The organism is Anaerolineales bacterium (genome assembly GCA_015075725.1).
Lineage (GTDB): Bacteria > Chloroflexota > Anaerolineae > Anaerolineales > Villigracilaceae > Villigracilis.
Map to the genome: position 1 here is coordinate 4,156,969 of JABTTV010000001.1, position 22,782 is coordinate 4,179,750.

At 49.9% G+C, this 22,782-nt stretch carries 19 protein-coding genes and 1 tRNA gene; 4 read left to right on the forward strand and 16 right to left on the reverse strand.

Annotation, left to right across the window (positions count from 1 at the left end):
• Positions 1–62 precede the first annotated feature (62 nt).
• Together HS100_19940 and HS100_19945 are read right to left on the reverse strand one after the other, a co-directional pair.
• Entirely contained in the window at positions 63–2,030 is a 1,968-nt protein-coding gene (locus HS100_19940) for a cation:proton antiporter (GenBank protein MBE7436198.1), read from the reverse strand.
• Between the two features lie 26 nt (positions 2,031–2,056).
• Positions 2,057–2,482, reverse strand: a complete 426-nt coding sequence (locus HS100_19945; GenBank protein MBE7436199.1) for a GNAT family N-acetyltransferase — start codon at positions 2,480–2,482, stop codon at positions 2,057–2,059.
• A 120-nt stretch (positions 2,483–2,602) separates the two neighbouring features.
• Between HS100_19945 and HS100_19950 the strand changes: the two genes are divergently transcribed.
• Both HS100_19950 and HS100_19955 read left to right on the forward strand, forming a co-directional pair.
• A complete protein-coding gene (locus HS100_19950) occupies positions 2,603–3,655 on the forward strand; it encodes a proline racemase family protein (protein ID MBE7436200.1) in 1,053 nt (350 codons plus the stop codon).
• Positions 3,656–3,708: 53 nt separating this feature from the next.
• The gene (locus tag HS100_19955) at positions 3,709–4,347 is read left to right on the forward strand and encodes a hypothetical protein (protein ID MBE7436201.1); all 639 of its coding nucleotides are present in this window, start codon (positions 3,709–3,711) and stop codon (positions 4,345–4,347) included.
• 53 nt (positions 4,348–4,400) lie between these two features.
• Here the strand turns inward: HS100_19955 and HS100_19960 are convergent, their stop codons facing one another.
• The 6 genes from HS100_19960 to HS100_19985 form a co-directional block, all read right to left on the reverse strand.
• Positions 4,401–5,669 carry a molybdopterin molybdenumtransferase MoeA gene (locus tag HS100_19960; protein ID MBE7436202.1) on the reverse strand — a complete coding sequence of 423 codons (1,269 nt, stop codon included), beginning with the start codon at positions 5,667–5,669 and terminating at the stop codon, positions 4,401–4,403.
• A gap of 35 nt (positions 5,670–5,704) precedes the next feature.
• Positions 5,705–6,568 carry a hypothetical protein gene (locus HS100_19965; GenBank protein MBE7436203.1) on the reverse strand — a complete coding sequence of 288 codons (864 nt, stop codon included), beginning with the start codon at positions 6,566–6,568 and terminating at the stop codon, positions 5,705–5,707.
• Between the two features lie 22 nt (positions 6,569–6,590).
• Positions 6,591–7,700 carry an aminotransferase class I/II-fold pyridoxal phosphate-dependent enzyme gene (locus HS100_19970; protein MBE7436204.1) on the reverse strand — a complete coding sequence of 370 codons (1,110 nt, stop codon included), beginning with the start codon at positions 7,698–7,700 and terminating at the stop codon, positions 6,591–6,593.
• A gap of 69 nt (positions 7,701–7,769) precedes the next feature.
• A complete protein-coding gene (locus HS100_19975; GenBank protein MBE7436205.1) occupies positions 7,770–8,240 on the reverse strand; it encodes a DinB family protein in 471 nt (156 codons plus the stop codon).
• A 34-nt stretch (positions 8,241–8,274) separates the two neighbouring features.
• A complete protein-coding gene (locus HS100_19980) occupies positions 8,275–9,903 on the reverse strand; it encodes a hypothetical protein (protein MBE7436206.1) in 1,629 nt (542 codons plus the stop codon).
• Positions 9,904–9,957: 54 nt separating this feature from the next.
• Entirely contained in the window at positions 9,958–10,674 is a 717-nt protein-coding gene (locus tag HS100_19985) for an SDR family oxidoreductase (GenBank protein MBE7436207.1), read from the reverse strand.
• 77 nt (positions 10,675–10,751) lie between these two features.
• Here HS100_19985 and HS100_19990 point away from each other — a divergent pair, with 77 nt between their 5' ends.
• Both HS100_19990 and HS100_19995 read left to right on the forward strand, forming a co-directional pair.
• Positions 10,752–11,414 (forward strand): hypothetical protein, encoded by a 663-nt coding sequence (locus HS100_19990; GenBank protein ID MBE7436208.1) that lies wholly within the window; start codon positions 10,752–10,754, stop codon positions 11,412–11,414.
• 69 nt (positions 11,415–11,483) lie between these two features.
• Positions 11,484–11,556, forward strand: a tRNA-Arg gene (locus HS100_19995).
• Between the two features lie 194 nt (positions 11,557–11,750).
• Here the strand turns inward: HS100_19995 and pelG are convergent.
• The 8 genes from pelG to HS100_20035 all read right to left on the reverse strand — a co-directional run bounded on the left by pelG (position 11,751) and on the right by HS100_20035 (position 22,675).
• Positions 11,751–13,187: an exopolysaccharide Pel transporter PelG gene (gene pelG / locus HS100_20000; GenBank protein ID MBE7436209.1), complete on the reverse strand. Its 1,437-nt coding sequence runs from the start codon at positions 13,185–13,187 to the stop codon at positions 11,751–11,753.
• A complete protein-coding gene (pelF, locus tag HS100_20005; GenBank protein MBE7436210.1) occupies positions 13,163–14,593 on the reverse strand; it encodes a GT4 family glycosyltransferase PelF in 1,431 nt (476 codons plus the stop codon). The genes pelG and pelF overlap by 25 nt, the downstream gene beginning before the upstream one ends.
• Positions 14,590–16,446 carry a DUF2194 domain-containing protein gene (locus HS100_20010; protein ID MBE7436211.1) on the reverse strand — a complete coding sequence of 619 codons (1,857 nt, stop codon included), beginning with the start codon at positions 16,444–16,446 and terminating at the stop codon, positions 14,590–14,592. Before HS100_20010 ends, pelF begins: the two co-directional genes overlap by 4 nt.
• A gap of 13 nt (positions 16,447–16,459) precedes the next feature.
• Entirely contained in the window at positions 16,460–17,350 is an 891-nt protein-coding gene (locus tag HS100_20015; GenBank protein ID MBE7436212.1) for a hypothetical protein, read from the reverse strand.
• Positions 17,351–17,385: 35 nt separating this feature from the next.
• Positions 17,386–19,560, reverse strand: a complete 2,175-nt coding sequence (locus HS100_20020; GenBank protein MBE7436213.1) for an NAD-dependent epimerase/dehydratase family protein — start codon at positions 19,558–19,560, stop codon at positions 17,386–17,388.
• Positions 19,561–20,100: 540 nt separating this feature from the next.
• Complete coding sequence (locus HS100_20025) at positions 20,101–20,886, reverse strand: ABC-2 family transporter protein (GenBank protein ID MBE7436214.1); 786 nt, start codon at positions 20,884–20,886, stop codon at positions 20,101–20,103.
• A 2-nt stretch (positions 20,887–20,888) separates the two neighbouring features.
• On the reverse strand, positions 20,889–21,692 hold the full coding sequence (locus HS100_20030) for an ABC-2 family transporter protein (GenBank protein MBE7436215.1): 804 nt from the start codon (positions 21,690–21,692) through the stop codon (positions 20,889–20,891).
• Positions 21,689–22,675, reverse strand: a complete 987-nt coding sequence (locus HS100_20035) for an ATP-binding cassette domain-containing protein (GenBank protein MBE7436216.1) — start codon at positions 22,673–22,675, stop codon at positions 21,689–21,691. Before HS100_20035 ends, HS100_20030 begins: the two co-directional genes overlap by 4 nt.
• Between the last annotated feature and the right edge of the window lie 107 nt (positions 22,676–22,782).

Below are 22,782 nucleotides of genomic sequence, written 5' to 3' on the forward strand. Positions count from 1 at the left end.
AAGCGAGGCATCTCCACTCCTTTCTGAGAGACTCTTCGCTCCGCCAAGAGTGACACAATTGGCTATCTATCAAAATGCAAGATCGCGAGGTTGCCCTCGAAATACCGGGCGATCTGTTCGGGAATGTTCCCAAGCGTATCCTGAACACGTTTGCGGGAGCCAAAACCCGGCAGGATGATGAAATCGCTGACGACTTCGTGTTCCAATTTCTCTGGTTTGAGCTGGTCTTTCAATGTCTCCAGCTTATATACCTGGTCGGGGTTGATTGCGGCAAATAATGCTTCGAGGTTTTGAACATAGCTTTTATCCGCGCGGACGAGCAGAGGGACGTTCAACGCCTTGGCGATGGCAAGCGTGGCTTCCACCATCCGGCGCAGGGCGATGGGAGGCACCGCTTTGGGTGGAACAATAAAGATCACCTGCCGCATGCTGTTCAATGGCAGGGATAACTTCCCCGCCACCACCGGAGAATCGGTTCCCCAGATCACTTCATCCAGGACCGACCCAAGAACGCTCTCACGAAAGGTCCGCCGTCCGCGCCAGCCCATGACGATCAGTGAGGCCTTTTCCTCCTGTGCCATATGAAGGATTCCCTGTGCATGAGTGGCGGCAAGACGCGGTATGAATTCGATCTCGGCGTCCGGATCATGCATGGATTGGCTCACTTTGCCTAATAATTCCTTATGCATCATCAGACTATTGTGTTCGTTCGGTCCCTTGTCCTGCGCGATGCTGACCGCCAAAACCTTTCCCTTCGAACCCCGGGCGAGCAAACTTGCAAGAGAAACCAAACCTTCGGAGTGTCCCGACTCGGAGACGGGGACGAGAATCCGACCGAAGAGTGAAGTCTGCTCAACGTCGGCGGAGACAGTTTGAATGTCGGGGGCGAACCGCTGGACGATGAGAGGCGAAGTGATCGAAGTGAGGAGAATCATCAGGATGGCGGCGTTGAAGAGTGTTGGGTCAAAAAGTCCAGTTTCCAAACCGATAACAAGGGTTGGGATCGTGACTGCAGCCTGGGCATGGGATAACCCATAGACGGTCCAGAACTCGGATTTTGAGTATTTGTAAATCCGGGCAGTGAGCCAGGCGGCGATGAATTTGGAAACGTATGCAACGACTGTGACCCCTGCCGCCACAACAATGGTCTGCGGGCTTTCGAGAAAAGTCAGCGGATTGGTGATCAGACCGCTGTATAATAAAAAGACGGGAATGAAAAAGGACTCGCCGATAAAGAGTACATGACCCGCCACCGGGCTGTGGCACGGCAACATCGAGTTGACCGCCAGTCCCGCAAGGAACGCACCGACCACTTCATGCACGCCGATGACTTCAGCCACAAAGGCGGCGACAAAAAGCGCGACAATCACGAATTGAAATTCGACGGCGCGACCAGTGAGTCTTTGAAAGACAAACTTGCCAAAACGCGGCAACCCAAAAATGATGAGCGCCGTAAAGATGGCAAGTAGAACGAACAATTGAGCAAAATAACCGAAGCTCAAACCGCCCTTGCCTGCGCCGAGGACTACTGCAAGGATAATGAATGCGCCAATGTCTGTAAGGACGGTTGCGCCGGTTGTGACGGCCACCGCCTCATTACGAGTGACGCCAAGCTTTGTAAGGATGGGGAATGCGATAAGGGTATGGGATGCAAACGCAGAACCAAGCAGGATCATCCCAAGCCAGTCGAGCCCGAGGATGTAGCCAAGCCCCATACCCATCAATTGCGGAAAGATGAAGGTGATGATGCCAAACACCAAAGCCCGTGCGCGGACCTTCATGAACTGATTGATATCGACTTCGAGACCGGCACTGAACATGAGGTAGACCAGTCCGATGGTCGAGAGGAATTGGATGCGGTCGTTATCTTCGAGCAGGCCAAGCCCGTGCGGACCGATGAGCATGCCGCCGATTATGATGCCGATGATGCCGGGCAGTTTTAACCGTTCCGAGATCAGCGGCGTGATCAGGATGATCGCCATGACGATCAGGAAAAAGCCTACGGGTTTGGAGAAGAGTTCTTCGAGCACGCATATCCTTCGTTATTGGCAATTGGTTATTGGGCCGGGTCGAGCTTTTCCATCCAGCGAGATGGGTTGCCCAGTTCGGTAAAACCAAACTGATTATACAATCCATGAGCGTCGCGAGTGAGAAGACACCAACGTTTCATCCCCTGTAAATCAGGGTGGGACATTACACATTTCATCATCCATTTTCCCAACTCCCGACCGCGATAGTCCTCGTGGATAAAGACATCGCAAAGATAGGCAAAGATGGCGCGGTCAGTCACCACGCGCGCGAAGCCGATTTGTCTTTCCCCATCGTACAAGCCGAAATTCACCGAAAACTGTATCGATTTCTCGATCACCCCACGCGGACGTTTGTCCGCCCAATAGGCGCGTGAGAGGAAATCACAAATTGCATCCACATCAAGGCGCGAAGGGTCATCTGAAATGATAAAGCTGTCTCTTTTGTATTCCATACAAATATTTTATCAGGCTGGAATCAAATAAGGTAAACTTGGCATAACCATCTTCCTTTATTCCTCTTTCTTCTTTCGTCACCTCCCACTCCCTATTTTCTACTTTCCACGGAGCCTCCCATGCGCCTCACCAACATGATCACCGCTGTTGACCTGCACGCCTGCGGCGAACCGGGGCGAGTCATCACCGGCGGCGTGCTCGACGTGCCCGGCAGGACGATGTTCGAGAAGATGAAATTCATGGAGAAAAATCTCGACGACCTGCGCCTGCGTATGTTACGCGAGCCGCGCGGATACCCCGCCTTATGCTGCAACGTCATCATGCAGCCTACGAATCCAGACGCCGCCGCAGGCTTCATCATCATGGAGCAGACCGAGTATCCGCCCATGTCTGGCACGAACACCATCTGTGTGGCGACAACCCTGCTCGAGACAGGCATGATTCCTATGCGTGATCCCGTCACCGAATTCATGCTTGAAGCGCCCGCTGGGCTGGTCGGCATCCGTGCTGAGTGCAAAGATGGCAAGGTCACGCAAATCACGTTCAAGAACGTCCCCGCTTTTGCCGTGCATCTCGACCTCAATGTCGAAATCCCCACGCTTGGCACCGTCAAAGTGGACGTGGCTTGGGGTGGCATGTTCTACGCGATTGCAGACGCCGCGCAATTCGGCTTGCAACTCACGCCCGACGAAGGCAGAGACATCACCCGCATCACTGAAATGGTCAAATCTGCCACGGCAGAGCAATACCCGGTCATGCATCCTGATAACCCGGAAATTACCGGTCCAACCATTGGGCAGCTTTCCGCGCCGCCGGTACATCCGCAAGCGCACCGCAAAAATGTCGTCACTGTTTCCACCGGCAAAATCGACTGGAACAAACCCTCCACCTGGACAGGCGTCATTGACCGTTCTCCCTGCGGCACGGGCACATGCGCCAAGATGGCAACACTGTACGCGCGCCATCAACTTGGCTTGGATCAAGATTTCATCCACGAAGGGATTCTCGGCACGCTCTTCACGGGTCGGCTCATCGAAGAGACGCAGGTCGGTCCGTACAAAGCCGTTGTCCCCACCATTGGCGGCACAGCGTGGATCACGGGCATCCATCAATTCGTGGTCGACCCCAGTGACCCATACCCGAATGGATTTACAATCGGCGATATCTGGTAATGGGCGATTCACAAATAACTATGCAAAACCACCTGCTGGCTGAAGGAGTTCCCATGGGTCCGACGAGGACAGATTCAAAAATAGAAAAATGGAGCGGGATTGCATCCCTTTTGCTGGCTGTCACATTTTTAGTGCCGGCATTTATCTATCTCGTTGGAGACTTACGCTCAACCATTGGTCAACTTGCTTATCACCTGGCCGATTTTATGTACGGACCGGTTTGGTCTGTGTGTCTCGTCATTGTAGTATTCACACTTCGCGAAAAATCCGGCGGGCAAGCATCACGGCGCATGTCGCTGGCGTTGATGTCAGCATTCCTCTCCGCAGGGATGATGCTGGCCGTCGCCTTCATCCGTTCATCCAACCGGCAATATCACATTCTTCATCCCGAATTGAACCTGCAAGAATCCATTCCTGTCCTCGTCGTGTGGACCACGCTTATTGCAGGTTTAACCGCCGTCGGCTGGCATTTTTTGGGATGGACTCAAATCCTAATCGGCATCGTCCATTGGGAGTCTCAGCAGATGCCGCGCCTGCTAAACCTGGTTTATTTTGCAATGGGCTTCGTTTCACTTTTTATTTATTTATTTCCAGCCGCCGAAGGGCTGGGTATATTGCTAGGCATGGTCTTATACACCTGGCAAGGCGTTCTATTTATGAAAACCAAACGAATAAGCAAAGATGAACGATAGATCGCGGACGATAGGCAATCTTTTTCATGGTCAAACGTCAATGGTCTATCGTCCTAGATCAAAATCACTTCCACGATTTCACCCGCGCTCAATCCCGTTGCGTCAGGATGAATTTTCAGCAAGCCATCACCCGCCGCCAGGGTAAATATCAAATTGCTCTTCCCAAATATCGGCTCGGCGATCCAACCCTCACTCCTGCCCCCTCTCCCTGAGGGCGAGGGGGACAACTTCACCGCCCACCAATCTTCGCGCCCTGCCTGCGACGGCAGGTTGACGGTTAACTTTGCCTGCACAGTCGCTTTGGGTTTGGGTATTGCGCCCAGCAACCTCTCGATGACCGGCACGACAAATAAATATCCATTCACCAGGGCGCTGACGGGATTGCCGGGCAACCCGATGACCGCTTTGCCCTTGCACTTGCCGAGGATGGTCGGTTTGCCGGGACGGGTGTTGATGCCATGCACAAGCACACCGGGTTCCCCAAGTTGGCGGATGACTTCAGCGGTCATGTCGCGGGTGGAGGCGGACGACCCGGCAGTGACGATGACCACATCACACTCATTGAGAGCCTTCGCCGAAGCGCTTTTCAGTAACTCAAATTCATCGCCAATGATCCCATAGCGGACGGGAATTCCCCCGCTCTTCTCGATCAATGCTCCCAGCGTGTACGAGTTAATGTCGCGCACCTGTCCGGGTCTTGGATATTGTCCAGGTTCGATGACTTCATCGCCTGTTGAGATCAACCCTACCCGCGGCTTTCTGGCTACGCGCAGGGATGTGATTCCCAACGCCATCAGCCCGCCAATTTCGGCTGGGCGCAAAGTGGCGCCTTTGGGAATCACGATCTGGTCTTTGGCAACATCCTCGCCAATACGGATGACATTCTCGCCGTCTGCGACGGATTTAAAAACCTCGATCTCTGGGCGGACGGACCCCGCGCCTACAATTTGCTGGGTGTATTCCAACATTACAACCGCATCTGCGCCATCCGGGAGCATGCCGCCAGTGTGGATCAAAGCACATTGACCTGCGCCAATTTCAATGGACGGCTCATCCCCCATTGGCACCTCGCCGATGAGATGAAGATACGCTGGCAGGGAGTCTGTCGCGCCAAAAGTGTCTGCGGCGCGGACGGCATATCCATCCACGGTGGTGCGAGGGAATTCGGGCAACGGGTGCGGCGCAACAATATCCTCGGCAGTGACTCTGCCCAGGGCGGAATCCACAGCCAGGATTTCTGAATCAGGCGTCGCCCTGGAAAGAGCCGCAAGAAGTTTTTCACGCGCTTCGTCCGGCGGGAGGAGGGTCAGAAATTCGGGCATATCGGGTTAAAAGTCGAAGGTCAAAGGTTGTAAGGTTAGCGAAGCCAAAAGGTGAGAGTGAGGAAGTAGGTGGTGAGACCAAAGACGGCTAATGAAGTGGATGCGAGAAGCCTCCAGTTGGGCGGATTGCCATTTGCTATGGCACGAAGTTGAAGGATCTGAAAAATGGCGAAGGGAAGCGTGAGGAATGCAGGCGCGACGAGGCGGAGGGCAAAACCAAAAAGCGGGGCAATCGCGAAAGTAAGATAGGCAAAGATGATAAGACTGTGATGGAGCGGAACGGCGCGCTCCCACGTGATTCGCCGAAGGAGTGTTCCACGTTCGTATTTTTGGTCATCGGGGAATGTGGTGAAGTTGATGACAAGAAAATATGCAAGGGCAAGCGCGGAAAGCGGCAGCAAAAGTGTGGTCAGCAGGCGGGACATTTCGCCGGTTTGCAGGAGGAAGGCGAGGGATGGGATGATGTAGGCAATATGAACGGCGAGGATAAGTTCGCCAAATCCGCGGTTGACAAGTTGAAAAGGCGGGATGGAGCTAATAAGGATGAGGATAAGGGAAAAGAGCAGAAATTGGAAAGCGGTGAGCGAGAGGGTGAAGTTGAGGTAGATGAGGAAAACAATGACAGCAATGGTGCCGATCATGCCGATGGAAGTATAGAGAAGGTTGTTGCGGAGAGTCTCTTTTTTCTGTGGGGTTTCACCTCCGATGAGCGGCTCATTGTGCGGACGGAAGACTTCGCGCAGATAGGACATGCTGGTTTGAGCCAGCAGGGCAATCGCCAAGCCAAGCACGAACGGAATAGGTTGAAACGGCTTGCCCAAATAGGCAGGGATGCCCGCGCCGAGGAGGTAGGTCAGTGCGGCAAGCAGGAGGTGAAGGGGGCGGGTAAGGCGAAACATTTGGTAATTGGAGGTTAGAGGTTTATGATCTCACCAGATACTCTTCCAAACGCTCCACCGCTTGAGGGAGGTTTTTGCGTCCCAGACCCAGGCGGAAGTGGTTGGTCGTTTCGTCGTACATTGTGCCGGGGAGCAGGAGGACTCCTGCCTTTTTGACGAGGTCGTCACAGAAAGATTCGACATTGCCTTCGAGAAGTCTCGGGAAGCCCATCGAACCCGCCTTCGGGCGATGCCAGGTGAAAAGTGAAGCGTGGCGCGTGAAGAGATTGTCAATGATAGTTAAGTTGCTTTGGATTATGTTCAGATTTCGACCGGCAAGCTTCATGCGGTGACGAAGGGCAACTTCGGCAAGGAACTCGCTGGGGGCAGAGTTGCAAATGGTGGTGTAATCTTTCAGGGAAGCCAATTTGTTGTAAAGGTCCCGGTTTTTGGTGGCGATCCAGCCGATACGCAAACCTGCCAAACCGTACGTTTTGGAAGTGACGCCAAGCGAGACAGCGTGGACGCCATAGTCCACGGCGGCGGGAAGCCGGTCGGCCGGGTTGTATTCGGATTCGCGGTAGACCTCGTCGGAGAAAAGAAGTAATTTATTTTCTTCTACAAGTTCATTGAGTGAGTCAAAGTCCGCGCGGGGCATGAGATAACCGGTTGGATTGTGCGGCACATTAACGATAATCGCTTTTGTCGATGAACGGATGAGGCGGCGCAGTTCAACCAGATCCAACGCCCAGCCGTTCTCTTCGCGCGCACGCCACGGGCTGACAAGGCATCCGAGTCCCTTTGCCACCTCGCTCAGGGATTGGTAATGCGGCGATTGGACAATGACATGGTCATTCTCCTTCAAAGCCGCCAACATGAAAAGGTAGATGGCTTCGTTCGCGCCAGAAAAGACCAAAATGTCTTCAGGCTGGGTTGTCGAATACATTCCTGCAATCTCCGATCGCAAAGCGGGGCTGCCCAACGATTCAGTGTACCCAAGCCAGTGCCTTTGGAATTTATCCGCCGCGCCATCTTCGAGGGCAAGCAACTCCGAGATCGACATGGATTCACAATCCGAGGAGCAAAGCAGGAATTCGGTGTTGAATTCGTATCTTGCAAAATAACGTTCGAGTTTGAAAGGAGAGAGTAGCATAAAAACCTTTTCGACAGGAAAGGGTCATCAAGAGCGTAAAGGAAAACCTCAGCGACACTTTGTGGCGAATTATTTCAAAGCCCGCTTCACATCCCGATAATGAAGTTGATTGTGCAGGTATAACATCTTCACCATTTCGCGAATGACCGTTTCGCCCAGGAATGGGTGCCGCCCCTTGATCTCCAATTCCGCTTCCTTCAGTCCGCTTACCCACTGCACGGACCCGGCGCGGGTTTGTTTGTATTGTTCGATCAGTTCAGCAGGAGACAAATCTTTTGTCTTTTCCTGCTGTGCGGTGTTGTAGCGGTCAATGGAGAAATCAACTGAAGATCCTTCGCCGGTCGTGCGAATGCGTTCGAAGAGTCGGATCAATCCGCGCTCTGAGGTGACAAAATGCGAAAGCACATTGCGGATGCTCCACGTGGTCCCTTCGGTGTATACATCAGCATTCCATTGCTCTTCGCTCAATCCCGCAAAGAACGCCGTCATGCGTTCACCTTCGGTTTTAAGTTTTTCGGCAAGTTCTGAAACTTCAGACATGCGTTTCTCCTGATAAACTTTCCAAAACCAAGGGTTATGGTCCGGGAAAGTTTGCGTAGTTGATCGAGCGTTTTCCCGTTGTCGGGTAGTAATAATCACGAAACTCAGAAATGCGCTTCACCAATCGTTCGCTATCCTCGAAATCAGGGCGCACATAATAATAATGTGTATCGTACGGACTGTCGCCAAACACGGAGGCGAGAACATAACCGTTGTCTTCTGCGTACGTTTTGAGCAGAATGGTCATGTTGAACCAGCGCTGGGCAAGATTGGCATCGGTCAACCTGGGCGGCACGAGCGGCGAATAATAATCATGGAACATGATGATGTGCGGCTTTTTACTGTCGAGGTATTCCGCAGTTAAACCATTATGGGCAATAAACTGGTCATTCAATCCCCACGTATCGATCGCATCCCAGCCCGAATAATACGGGATCAAGCCCGCCTCGGTCGTCGCGACCAGATAGCCTTTGCCGCGGAAGTCGGACAGCATCTGCGCCATCTCCAACCGTCCATCACGCTCGTAGGGTCGGTCACAGGATTGTTGATGCAGGGCGAGGAAGCAATTTTGGAACCAGGAATAATAGACGATGCCTCCCGCAAGGCTCATCAATGCGACAATGTACGCGGCTCTTTCCCGGGCTTGAATTTGATCCAGCGCTTCGAGCCTGAGATGCCCGATCAGCGGAATCCACGACATCAGCGCGATAGGCACGATCGCATATTGAAAACGCGCACCGTAGTTCATCTCGTCGGAGATCAAGCCGAACGCCGCCGCAAAGCCAAGGATGGGCACAAGATACGCGATGGCGGTTTTTGTCGTTTCTTTGGAACGGAAGGCAACAATAAAAGCGAACGCCACTGGAAGGCACAAGCGCAAGGCATTCAGCAGTGAAGAATTGAAAGCAGCCCAATCCCAGCCTTCCTCCCCCTTTTTATAGAATGGATTGGGCAGGGGATAACCGAAATAATCCCAACGCCAGAGGAAGTAAAAGCCGCCTAATGTGAGAAAGACCGCGCCAAAGACAATAATAATGGAAAGAGAGTCATTCAGTCCGCGCATGAGGACGATTGAAAGCAAAATCAGCGAGGCAAGGATGACGCCTTCAGGGCGGATCAATCCCATGACGAGACCGCTCAGGGCGAAAGCGAGGGAAAGCCACCAGCGGGGTTGCGGTTCTTTCATCAGATTCAAGCCTAAGGTCCAGGTGGAGGCGGCGGCGAGGGCAAAGAAAGGCGTCCCGAAGTAGGCGGATACATAGGAGAGTCCAGTTCCAACAGCAAGATAAAGCCCGCTTATAAAAGACGCAGGAATACTGCCGTTATGGATGCGGCGATTTGTCCAGTAGATGATGAGTACCGTAAGTAAATGTGAAGCAAAGCCAATGCCGCGCACGGACTGACCGACCGTGAGCCCGAGTTTGATCAAACCAGCCGATGCGACCATAAAAAGAAAATCCGTGGCGCCGTCAACCGGTGGTTCACCAATATTCCATACAATGCCATGTCCGGCTGCGAGGTGCTGCGCATACCTCATGAGCATCGCTGCGTCTTCAAAAGGCGGAATGGCAAAATCGATGAAGTTGAACGCGTAATAAACGACGGAGACGAATAAAAGTACGGAGACGATGATGTCTGGAAGGAGTTTTTTTGTGGGAGACATTGGGGATTGGCGAATAGTCAATGGAGATCGCGGATGGGATTTGCTCTTTGATCGTTAGATCAATGAATAACCGCCGTCGACGACGATGGTTTGACCGGTAATATACTCGTTCTTTATGAGAAATTCTAGCGCAGATGTGATCTCATCCAGCGTGGCAGCCCGTTTTAGAGGAAGCCTTTTCACCAAAAGTTCCCATTGCTCAGGGGTGACGAACTCGCCAGGAAGGACAAGCCCGGGCGCAATGGCGTTGACGCGAACCTTCGGCGCAAAGGCGCGCGCAAGGGTTTTCGTAAGCGACTCCAATCCCGCCTTGCTGACGGCGTAGGATGGGTATCGAGTCCACGGTTTTTGGGCGCCAACGTCCGATATATTTACGATCAATCCGCCGTCCTTCATGCGTTTGACAGCATGCTGGGCGATCAGAAATGGCGCACGAAGGTTTAGGTCCAGGGCGGTGTTCCATTCCTGCAATTCAAGATCGAGCGGGCTCCCCACAGGCATTACCGCAGCCGAATTTACCACAACCCTCAAAGGAGCGTGAAACTCATCGACCAGCGAATAAAGAAAATCGATTTTTTCGGGCAGAGTCAAATCGGCGCGAATCGGAAGACAGTCCACGCCCATGGATCGAATTTCGTCGACGGTCTGTTCCGCTTCAACCACAGACCCGCGATAATGCAGCGCAACCGAATATCCCATGCGGGCAAGAGTCAACGCAAAGGCTTTGCCGAGACGGTGAGCGGAACCGGTCACAAGGGCGAGTGAAGACATGAGTAAATTGTAACGGAATTTTCATCCTTTACCCATTGGGGTTTCCAGTATTATTGCTCATCTTAAAAGGAGCGTATATGGAAAACCAACAAGCTACCCAATCTCTAAATTCATCAGGTTCGAAGCGCGGCTGGCTGATCGCAGGTGTGCTTATCCTGGCATGCTGCTGCCTGACAGCAATAAGCGCCGGGGCGGCCGGTGTATTTTTTTACCTTTCGCCATCAGCCGCTGAATCATCGGGTCTTTCCGCCCCAAGCATGGATGCGCTGGCGACTGCGCAAGACTTGAACAACCTATCCGCGCCGATTTTCATCACCAATTGGGAACTGGCCGGCGAAACGCCCGGCGAACATCGAATTTGCCGGGAGTTCACGGGAGTAAGCGAGAGCGCCACACCCAATGTTCACTTGAATTGTATCTATAACGCAGCCCTCGGCTCGACCTTCGACGGTATCATTGAGTCGTTTTTTCAAAGCGGGCAACTGTATGCAGACGAACAAGCCGTCCCGTCTAGATTAAGTATCCCCTATGAGCACGCCATCTACGTGGGTACTCATCCCAATGCGCATGTTCTGATCGACCTGCTGGTACTCAAAGACGGGCGCTTGTACTGGTCGAGTGTTACCATGATGAGACCCGCAGGCGCCGAGCCGATCGCCACTTATCAGGAGTATTACGAAGGATCAGTGGATGTATTCCTGTATGAGGTCATTAAAATCAATATGAGCAAAGTGCCCTAGCTGTATAAAATTCCCGGAGAGGCTGAAGGTCCAAGCCTCTCTGGGAGAATCAGGTATAATCGCGGCCACGCCCCAGTAGCTCAATGGATAGAGCGGCTGACTTCGGATCAGTAGGTTGTGGGTTCGACTCCTGCCTGGGGCGCCTATTTATTTAATCGGCGACTGCCCCCGTTGAGGGGATGAGATGGGTACGACATGTTGAAACCAAATATAATGATTACTTTGCAGGCAATACTATCCCTATAAACTTCAAATCAAAAGCAAACCTAAAAGCAATGACAGAAAAGTGAGCCACGCTGCACGAATTTTTTCACCTTAACTGTCTGGAATTCAATATCAATAGTCCAATTTTTGTATTAAATTTGTTAGGATGCTCCTTTTCTGGACAAAGAAAACCGGCTGCTCAGTGAAAATATGATAATCGAGACGATCGGTGTAGGAATACAATCGCCGCAGCGCCACCAGATACAAAATAATACTGGCAACTATGAAACCAAATCCATAATACGTCTGTGGAAGCGAAATCGTGTAAAACGTCAGCGCCGTGTTTGCGACAAAAAACATGGCGGAAGCCAATAAGGCATCCCGGTTGCTGGAAAAATAAAGAAGGAACAACAAAAGACTGTTCCCAATGGCAAAGATACCGTACCCTACACAGAGCACCCGGAACACTTCGATCATGCTCCCGCTAAATCCAAGTTTCAAATAAGCGATCAATTCCCCGAACAAAGTAACAGCGATCAGGGATATAAATATTTGCTGGATCGCAAGGTAAAAAATCTCCTGCTTCAACACATCCAACATTTCATCATAGGCTTTTTCAATATTAAGCAACGATCCGTCCCCATTTAGCAGATTGAAATACAAGTGATACTTCGGGTAAAAATTCACCTCCACGGTTGTTACGAAATTCACCGTGGTGAAAAGACTGGTCATAAACGCCATCAGCGCCGGAATGTCATGCCGCGGTGCGTGATAAAAATATCCATCGACTTGTACTCCCCAGGGGCTCACCCACATCAGAATCAAATGAATGAACAAACCGAGGGTTGAAAATAGTCCAACGAAGGGGAGTTGCGGATATTTTTCGATCCAAGCCAGAAACCTTAAAGGGCTGCCCGAACCCACCGGAAAATATTTATGAATTAGGACTGTGAAATCAACAATCAATACCCCATACGCAATACATGCAGATGCCAGTAGCGAAGCAACAACTTCATAACCCAAGGTTACAAAAATTAACCCACATAAAAGCCCTACTGCAACGCCGATCAGGAAGCCCCACAGAATTCCACGATACTCTTTGATCGCCGAGATATAGCTGATCTGAATCCACACAACGACACCTTCACAAAACAAGGCAAAGGAATACAGGGCGAAATTGAATTCCAAGCTGTTGATCGAGAGAAATCCAATCCACAATACCGAACCGATCACCAGGAAAAGCCCAATTGCGCCGTACATCGAAGGCAATATTCTTTCGTACGCATTGATATATAACATATCAGCAACGTATCGGGAAAGGACAAAAAGGAGGAAGCTGGTTAAAATCAAGGAAAACAACAGTGAATATGTGATGATGACCACAATCAAGTTTTGCTGCTGGTTTGTCGCGCCGCCATATGAAGAAATATAACGCGTCCCGAGCAATAAAAGCACACCCATCAGTGTGGGACCAGCGATCACAATACTTGCATAGATGTTCGCCCTGACCTGCAGTAACAGCCCCTTGTTTTGAAATAATTTTTTTAATTCGAAACCGATACCTGCCATCGAGACACAGCCCTTTCGTATACATTCATATAGCGGTTGATCATATCGTTAATATCAAATTTTTCCTTAACCCTGTTTTGCCCCGCCTCTCCCATTATCTTCCGCTTCTCCTCGTGCTGGCACATTTCCAACAATGCTTGAAGCAACTTGGATTGATGCATCGGCGGAACGCATATTCCCGCATGCCCAAAATCATCCTCCGGCCCGCCTTCCACAAGCTCGCGGCAACTACCCACGTCCGTTGTGATAACCGGCCTGCGCGCAGCCAAGGATTCGAGAATCGCAAAAGGCTGCCCTTCTGAAATACTGGTCAAAATCGTAAAGTCGATTTTTTCCAGATACTTTGTGGTCTGTACAGTGCCTGGAATAATAATATCCTTTACCTGCAGATATTCGATCAAATCCAGACATTCCTGATGATATTCCTCGTCGTCTACGCCTCCAATGATGTGCAAGCGCACGTTTTCCATTTCCTGCTTCAGGCGGGAGAATGTGTAGATTAACGTCTTCAAATCCTTGATCGGTGCAAACCGCGCAATAATGGCAATATCGACCCAACCATCCCTGATCTTTTCGGGAATCGATAAAAATTTATGAAGATGCAACCCATTTCCAACAATCTCGCATTTTTCAGGCGGGCAGCCAAGTTCTTGTTGGATCATGCTTGCGCGCCGGTACAAGCTTGTCACACAATGCGCCTGTTTGTATGCAAGCCGGGCAAACATTAGATACATGGAGATCCATAATTCCTTGAAATAGGATTTAACCCAGTCCGATCTCAGAATTTCCTCCTCGCGTTCCCGCGTGTATATGCCATGTTCGGTCAGAACAAAAGGTTTATCATATTTTATGGATGCGAGAGCCGCGAGAACGCCAGCGTATCCCGTCGAGGGGCTGTGATATAAGTCCGCCTCAGGCATGGGTTGCGCGATCAAATAAAGAAGCGGTAAAAACATTGATCGAATGGTCCAAAACAAATCCTTAAATCCTGCAAATGGAAACTCCGCACGGGCATATTCCTTCAAAATTGAAAGCAATTCTTCACTTAAGAAAAACTCCACCGAGCGGTTCGTTCGCAAATTGAAACTCTCGAGAACTACAGACCAATCCGGATCACCACACCGGATCAGATCAGTCAAGGCTGCTCTTTCCCTGCCTGAAAACTTCAAATTAGGGTTATTATTGATCTTGAGGTTGAAGGATGCGCCGAGAAAATTCTCATGCACCTGCACTACATTGGAGGGAAGCTCGTAAACAAATTTCGATTTGGAGCTCTCATCCTTGTCAGTAATCGTCCAGAGAACAAACTCATGCCCCGGTAGGGAGCGGATGTATCCATCCACCCACGTGGATACTCCGCCACGGACATATGGATAATTCCCCTCCAGAATGAAACATATCTTCAAGGCAATTCCTCAAAATCAACAACAACTTCCGATGCACTAGCCTGGAGCAGGTAACGATCAGAAGTAATTTGGGTAATGGCGCCACCCCTGACTGATACAGGTATTCGAGTAGACCGCAATATCAGCCAGGCTTCATCGTAAAAGTTACCCAGGGAAATCTCAAGCGCATTATTCTGAAAGTTCGTGGTGAGGGCGAGTCGAGAGTACCTTTGAACCGCCATTGCGGCTTCGCTGGATGTCATATTTCTTAATCCCGGGGCAGCTTCTGCCAGCCACGCTATGTATTCGATGTATTGGTCGCGAAGGTTTTCCCAGCCCTTTTCCGCGCCCCGCTCGGGATCAAGAATATCGTCCGGATGCAGAAAATGGGAATTAATATAATGCATCGCAATTTCATTAATTGCCGCCCATTGCATATATTCATCATCGACCAAATTGTAGCTTGAGATCACCCTCGGAAGTTCGATAACTCCGTCCGATGCCTCGCCAAATTCTTGGACATACACAGGCATATCCGAAGGCAAATAGAGGCTCGCGATCAATTTCAAGTTTGGCACCACCAAGGGCAGCCACCTCCTCGAATCAAAACACAGTACGTTGGAAGGAGGAATGTAGCCAAGCACGTTGTAATCAGGAAATACTTCACTGGTAAAAGTATAAAGGTCAAGCACCGATAATTGAGCTGCTTCGGTATTCGACCAGGAAGGATAATCAAACTGCTGGTTGACATCATTAGCCGTGGTGCATAACGGTACGTGGTTATGACCGTGAAATATGATTTCACCGCCCATGGAAAGAAGCGACCGCCCGAAGAAGTTGTGTGGTTCCTGGTCTGACTGCTGGTATAAAGGAGGCGTTACCACCTGAGTATATGTTTCAATAATTCCAGCGGTATAGCGGATGTTGTATTGCTCGGCTATCTCCTGCATTTCAGGCCACCATATCTCAGTAAAAAATACCGAAGACTCCATGTCGGGATAATCACGGGTAATATAATCGTTTTGTCCTTCGGGTAGGGGCGCAGGAAAATCATCAATAAAATATACGGAACTATTAATAACAGGATAAACCACAACTTCCTGGGTTAATGTATACGCAGAAGCCGTGATCCCCCTGGCCGCTTTGTTGGAGAACTGATCCGAGTTTACAAAAACGACATGACCATTGCCGCGCGCGCAATCCCACAAAAGGGGTATGGCCGTACCGTCTCCACTAACAAGGTGAACATCGCAATCTTCACCCAATTCCACATCATAGCTTCTTCCATTGATGAAATCCACACCAAGACGTCTGCCCTCGGTACCTGGCAGGAGGTCCGTTTCAAATTCGACCCCCTGGGTTGAAACCAATCCGTCGGAGATTTTTGTGACGCCGACTCGCGGAGAGATTTGGTAAAGTAATTCAGTGGGATCAGGGCGGATTAGAAACAGAACACTTCCTCCAGCATCCAACCAGTTCAAAACGGAATCAACCTCTGCAGTTGCCTTGGTTAGATCGAGAATGACGACAATAGCAGTGTGATAATCAGAGAGGTCTAACGGCCGGGAGGAATCAACACCATAGACATCGTACTTAACCCTCATGTCAGCCAATGTGGCATACAGATTTTCCATTATATCTGTGTAATACTTCTGAGTGTTACTAGACTCGTATATAACAACAGTGTTTGCAGGATTCTCAGGAAAGAAATTGAACACATTGACGTTTTCCTGTGGTAAAAATTGCAATGCTGTGTAGTATTTCGGTTCGACAGTATATTGGATACCTGCCCGCTGCACAAAAAGAGTAAACGCAAGCGCGACAAGCAGAGCTAGCGGAAGGAGCAAAAGAGAAAAGTTATAGGTATGCTTCATAATGGCGTCAACTTTATCGGGAAAGCCAATATTTCAAAGACTCCCTGCCCTCCCTCGTCCACTGAATTTCAACGGGAATCCGGGACAGGATATCCTCCAATCTCCTACTATCCATGCTATCCACACAGGCGCGGATGTATGAAATCCAAGATCGCTCGTCCAATGGCCACTCTTTGACAAGGCGGTCCACAATGTCATATGCCGCGTTAAATTCCCCCAACTTGATGCGATTTTTCAACATTTTGATCAAAACTTCCTGCGGCTGATCCGCCATTTCCAGTTTTTTTTCCAGGGCTTTGGAAAATACAATCCTCATATTCCGAAGTAAATGTTCCTCCAACAGACCGCTTTCAATGTATTGCTCCAACGATTCGACATACTTGTCCAACAAGGACTTGTCGGCTGGGTCGTTTTCTATTGCGACAGCTAATTTTTGTATGGAAAGTTGTAAATCTTTCTGGGCTTTGGAGATGGTTGTCGTGGCGTAGTGCGAGGTCTCAATATCCTCATTGTATTTTGCTATATTCAGGACATCAAGAAATTTCATGGGATCTGAATAAAGCGTCTCCAACATATACTTCCTTCGAATGCTCACGTCATTTATAAGTATTGCTTCTTCCAAAGGGACAATGTCTTTATTCTCATTAAAACTTTTCAACGTAACCCACAGGATGTTATCGCCCAGTGAAAGTGTCTCAAGGTCCACAGGTTTGCTGTTCTGCAGTTTCATGACATTCATTGACTCTGCCACACCAGCTATCAGGGGACCGAAGAGAGGCACAAAAGTAACCACGATAACATATTCCCACCGAAGATGTGTTCTTCCGGTAAGAATGTAAAACACGCAGACCCCCGCCAATAAGAGATGCAACATAACGAAGTAGGCCTCGAACGGAATGCTCAAACTTTATCTCTCCAATAAGGTCGTTAATTTATGAATTAATCGAAGGGAAGGTCTGCCGCTTCTATCAACCTGCCCTGGATGCCGTGCCGCTCCAAGCGTCTGACAATCTCAGAGGAGGCAAGCCGATCCGCCTGAGAGAGAAGAACATAATATGTTCCATCCCGCAACATCCCTACAATGTCGACGGAACGAATCTCTTTTGAAAGCAAATGATAAAGTCCTTCTATCTCCTCCTTTGATTCTTCCAACAGGATTAGCTGGAAGTCGGAGACTTTGCTCCTTTTCATTTCGAGCCGAACTTTGAGCAGATCAAGGAAAGCCTCCTGATTCATGATCCGGGTAGTTGGCAAGTACATTTGCGAGTAATTTGCATCCAGAAAAATTGTGGCACGGACCAGGGATGCTTCTATCAAACCACAAATCACCTTGAAAAGGTTGTAATAATAAGTCGAGAATTGGTCGAACTCAGCTGACCAGATGACGATCATCGCTACCGGAACATTGAACGGATAGGAATTATTAAACACCGGTGCTACATATGCCGGGTAGTTTTCTAGCAAGCGGGTATTTTGGAATATCCTCCCACTTTCGATGGCATCCAGCAATTCGGGGTAGTCATTTAACTTCAAGGATTTTTTCAGAATTAACGAGGAGATCATCTCGGGCGATTTCGCCTCCAGCCGCGCATACGCCCGGCTGCTGTCCAGTGTATAAATAGCGATGTTTCTATTATTCATCAACTCTTCAAGGATGGTCAACGCCCGGAAATAAACGGCATGTTCCTGAAGTTTGTCGAGTTCCTGGGTGATTGTGAAAATCTTTCCAAAACTATCGCGATACCCTATCAACCGCTCTCGAAATTCGTCTTTCAAGGCGCGAATTTCATTAAAGACCTCAAACAGGAATGTGTATTTCTCCATGAGCAATTGATATTGCTTCTGCCCATTGACTATTTGGTTCTCTGTTTTATCATGAGCGTAACCGGTAATCAGGCCTGCGGCAAGATACATGACGAACGGAAACCAGTTTCCCACATTATAAACGAGCAGCTGCCATTCCACATTTAATTGAAACCATGTGTAAACCACAAAAATGCCCATCAGGATCGATGCGTACAAACCAAACTGAAGTCCGTAAATCGAGCCCATGATGACAACATACACCAGGCGAAAATCCACGTATTGAAACTGTATCAGGGTGTTAGTCAGCTGACTCAGGTAAATTGCGAGCGCCGCGCCTCCAATAAGTTCGGCCCATCGTAATAGCGGCCTATCAGAGCGAAATCTTTCAGCCATAGTGCGTACGAACGACCGTTTTGCCAAAGTTCTGCCCGCCGCCGCAATGACCTCTGGAAGTTCGGACTGTAAATCACGGGTATCATTCCATTCAAAAATTCTTTTTGCCAGGGCGTTATCTGCAGGCCGCGTCAGAGCATTATTTTTATTCCCTTCTTGAAAAGTAATATTGGGGTAATAGTTTCCAAGCATATCAGCCAGGTTTGAAAAGTCCATCGGATTCGACATTGACAGATTCACGCTAGACGTTTCATGAGAGTAATCCGCATTAACAGCATTGTTGATGAAATCCGCTACATCATCCTCATGCAAGAAGGCACAGGGTGAATCCGGTGCGCCAGGCAATACGATTTTCCTGCCATGACGGCCACTATCAATTAACCGGTTTAACAATCCGTTTTTTTCCTGCCGCCCGTAAACAAATGGCACGCGCACAATCGTCAGATTTAAACCGTAATTTCTTTGGTAGAACTGGCAAAGTTGTTCGCAGGAATGAAGAACGTTTCCATTGATCGATTCCGGAGTCCCCCGGTCGTCACCTGAAGGATTTTTCGAATTTCCTAAAACTTCCGTGGAACTAATGAAAATGAAGTGACGGAGTTTCTCCGACCCAAAGTTTTCCAGCGTATTCTTTAGAGCGTCCAATTGGTGGCCATCCGAATAGTTACCGCCAGTACTATCAAGCAATTCCTCTCTTGTGGCTAAAAATACGACAATGTCGAATTTATAAGAAGAAAGGATATTAAAAAAAACTGGGTCGGCTGGGTTTAAAGAATGAACAATGACATTTCGCTGGTTTACATGGATAGCTTGCGAGTTATATGATGCCAAAACGACTTTGTTTTGGTCCTTAATCAATCTCTGCGTTATCGGAAGGGCGAGAGAAGAAAGATTTCCGGTAATTAAAATATTCACTTCGCAATAATTCCCAATGACTTTCTGCTATAGGTTAAATTTCGTAACTGTATCCACTGAATTGAGCTCATAGAATGGATAGAAATAGCTTCCCGCAAAACTTGATTTCGATTTACGCGCCCTTTAGTTGATTTATAATTTATGGAAATCAACATTTATCAACCTATTATACACCCGCAGTTTTTGACGCCGGAAGGAAAGGAATTTCAACGGTATCGAAACATAATTGTCGCTTGAAGCGTACAGTGCACAGATAATGCCATATCATGATTGGGAAAGGCGCACCTGCCCGATTAAAAATCTTTTCGAGTAACATGGTCTGTTGAATGAGTTGCAGTTTAGAATCACCATAGCAGTTTTATTATACACCGGGCAATCGCCATATAGGGATTTTACTTCCTTACAAAATTATTTCAGACGGATGAGGAGGTCTTTGTTTTTCCCTGTTAAAATTAGATTCTAGATAGGTTTACAATATGGGTCACAGCTCGACTTCAAGGCGAAAATCGAGCCGTGAAACCTAAATATCAGGACACTCTCTTACGCCGATGCTCCGGAGTAATTCCTCAAACCAAACCTCCAGATGACCCTCGTAATGGTCGCCAAAACCACGGTCAGGGCGAGAGCACCAAGCCAGGTTTGGAGAGACAGGCGTCCAGTCAGGGCGGAGGCGGGTACGGTCACGGCAAAGGCGACGGGGACGAGAAAGGTCAAGCCGTATCTCAGCCAGTTCGGGTAGATATCCACGGGCCAGCGACCTGCGGCATAGAGACCTTCGAAGAGATTGGCAATCTCATGCACGCGCACAAACCAGAACGCGGTGGATGTAATGACAAGCCAGAAGCAATACACCATTATGGCACCCATGACCAGCGCCGAGATGAACCCAAGAGAAGACCAGAAATCCATACGCCAGCCAAGTTGTGACATTGCGACGATTAAAACGATCGTCCCGATGATTACGTCTGTGTTTTGCCATAGGCGATACTCGCGCACACTTGCCAATAACTGCGCGTCGGCGGGTTTGGTAAGGATGTAATCGAGAGTCCCTTCGCGGATTTCGTCCATGAGCCGTTCCATGTTCGGCTGGATCGCCGAGCGAATGATGCCGCCAGTGATGGTGAAAACACCCATCACGGCAAGCAAATCCGCCTTGCCCCAGCCGCCGAGCTCATTGACCTGGTTGAAGACAAGGTTCAAGCCGATCAGGCCGGTGGCGAGCGCAATGAAGGTTTGGAGAATCTGGATATAAAGATTGGCGCGGTATTGGAATTCGTTCATGATCCCGATCCGCAGGTAGTTGAAAGCCAGTTTAAATCCCTGCATGATTAACCTCCCACCGCCGAAAAGCGGCGAATGGCGATCTTCCAAATCTGACTGACGAATACTGCGCCAAAGAAAACCCATATGAACTGCATTCCCAAGCCGATGAACAAGTCGTTGACAGACATGTTCCCCACCAGCACTTCGATGGGATAGCCAAACGCCCAGCGGAACGGGAAGAACCACGCCGCCCTCTGCACCCAATCAGGCATGAGCGAGAGAGGCACGAGGCGGCCGGAGAGGATCAGCTCTGCGGCAAAATACAACTCGAACAAGGCGCTGACGCGCGTCGTCCAAAATGTGACCATGCCAAGCAGCGACAAGGTGATGGTGCGAATCAGGTACGCCATCCATATCGCTACAAAAAATACCACCCCGTCGAGAAGGGTCGGATTCAGGTCCGGTTTGAAAATCAGCGAAAGCACAAGCGCCAGGGGAATCCACAGGATGATCATGACAACCTTCCAACCGGCAAAGAACGCAACATCTTCATGCAAGGGATGCATCGGACGAAGAAGCGACATCGAAAGCCTTCCCTGGCGGATGCGCCATTCCCAACCGTAGGGCGTAAAGGCGATGTTCATCTGGCGCACGAGCGTCCATACGATGTAATAAGCGGCAAGCGAGCCGGGAGTATACCCACCCACCGACCCACCCTGCTGTTCGGCGACCGCAGACCAAACCACCATGTAGATGACCGGTTCGGCAAGCATGCCGATCATATAAAAATAATTGGCGATGGGATACTGCCACTGCTCGAGGACCGAAACCCTCATCATGGACGTGTAAAAATCGAAATAGCGTTTCATTCGAGCGCCTCCTTCCTGACCGCGAAGACGGATTCGATCACATCTTCGATGGGCGCGGCCTCGACAGTGAGGTCATCAACGGATAGTTCAGTGAGAAGGCGGGATGTGACCGCCGAGGTCTTTTCCTTGGGAACGCGCATCATCACTCTGGACCCGTCAATGGATACCACATCCCCGTATTGACTAAAGTCTGCGGCGGGATTATCGAGCGTAAAGCCAACGGTCTTGAAGGCGGAGAATTTTTCGACCAATGCGGCAAGGTCGCCGTCAAAAAGCAACCGTCCATGATGAATGACGATGACCCGCCTGCATAGGGCTTCCACATCCGCCATGTAGTGGCTGGTGAGCAGGACCGTCGCGCCGTAGCGTTTGTTGTATTCCGCCACGAACGAACGGATGCGCTTTTGCATCGTCACGTCGAGACCCAGAGTCGGCTCATCGAGGAAGAGAATCTTCGGTTTGTGCAGCAATGCACCGACGAATTCCATCTTCATGCGCTCGCCCAATGAAAGATTCCGGACGGGTTTTTGCACAAGGTCTTTCAACTCGAGCAATTCCACGAACTCATCGCGGGTGCGCTTGAATTCATCTGTCGGGATGCTGTAGATGGCGCGTTGAAGATCGAACGAGTCGAGAGCGGGCAGATCCCATGAAAGCTGGTTGCGATTGCCCATCACCAGCGTTATCTGACGCAGATAATCGTGGTTGCGTTTGGCGGGTTCGTAACCCAACACAGATAGCCCGCCGGATGTGGGGTGCAAGAGTCCGCTGAGCATTTTGAGCGTGGTGGTCTTTCCAGCGCCGTTCGGGCCGAGAAAACCGACGACTTCACCGGGCTGGATGTCGAACGATATTTCATCCACGGCTTTGACGGTCTTGTACGTCCGTTTGAAGAGCCCTTTCGCGGCGGCTTTCAAGCCCGCTTCGCGCTCGGGGACCTGATAATGTTTTGCCAGTTTCGAGATCGAAATGACAGAAGGCATGGATATCTCCTGATAAAGTCTTTTGCTGTTGGTATTGTTGAACTAATAGTCCGCCCGGCGGCAATAAAAAAACCGCAGGGCATCGACGCGCCTGCGGATGGAAAACA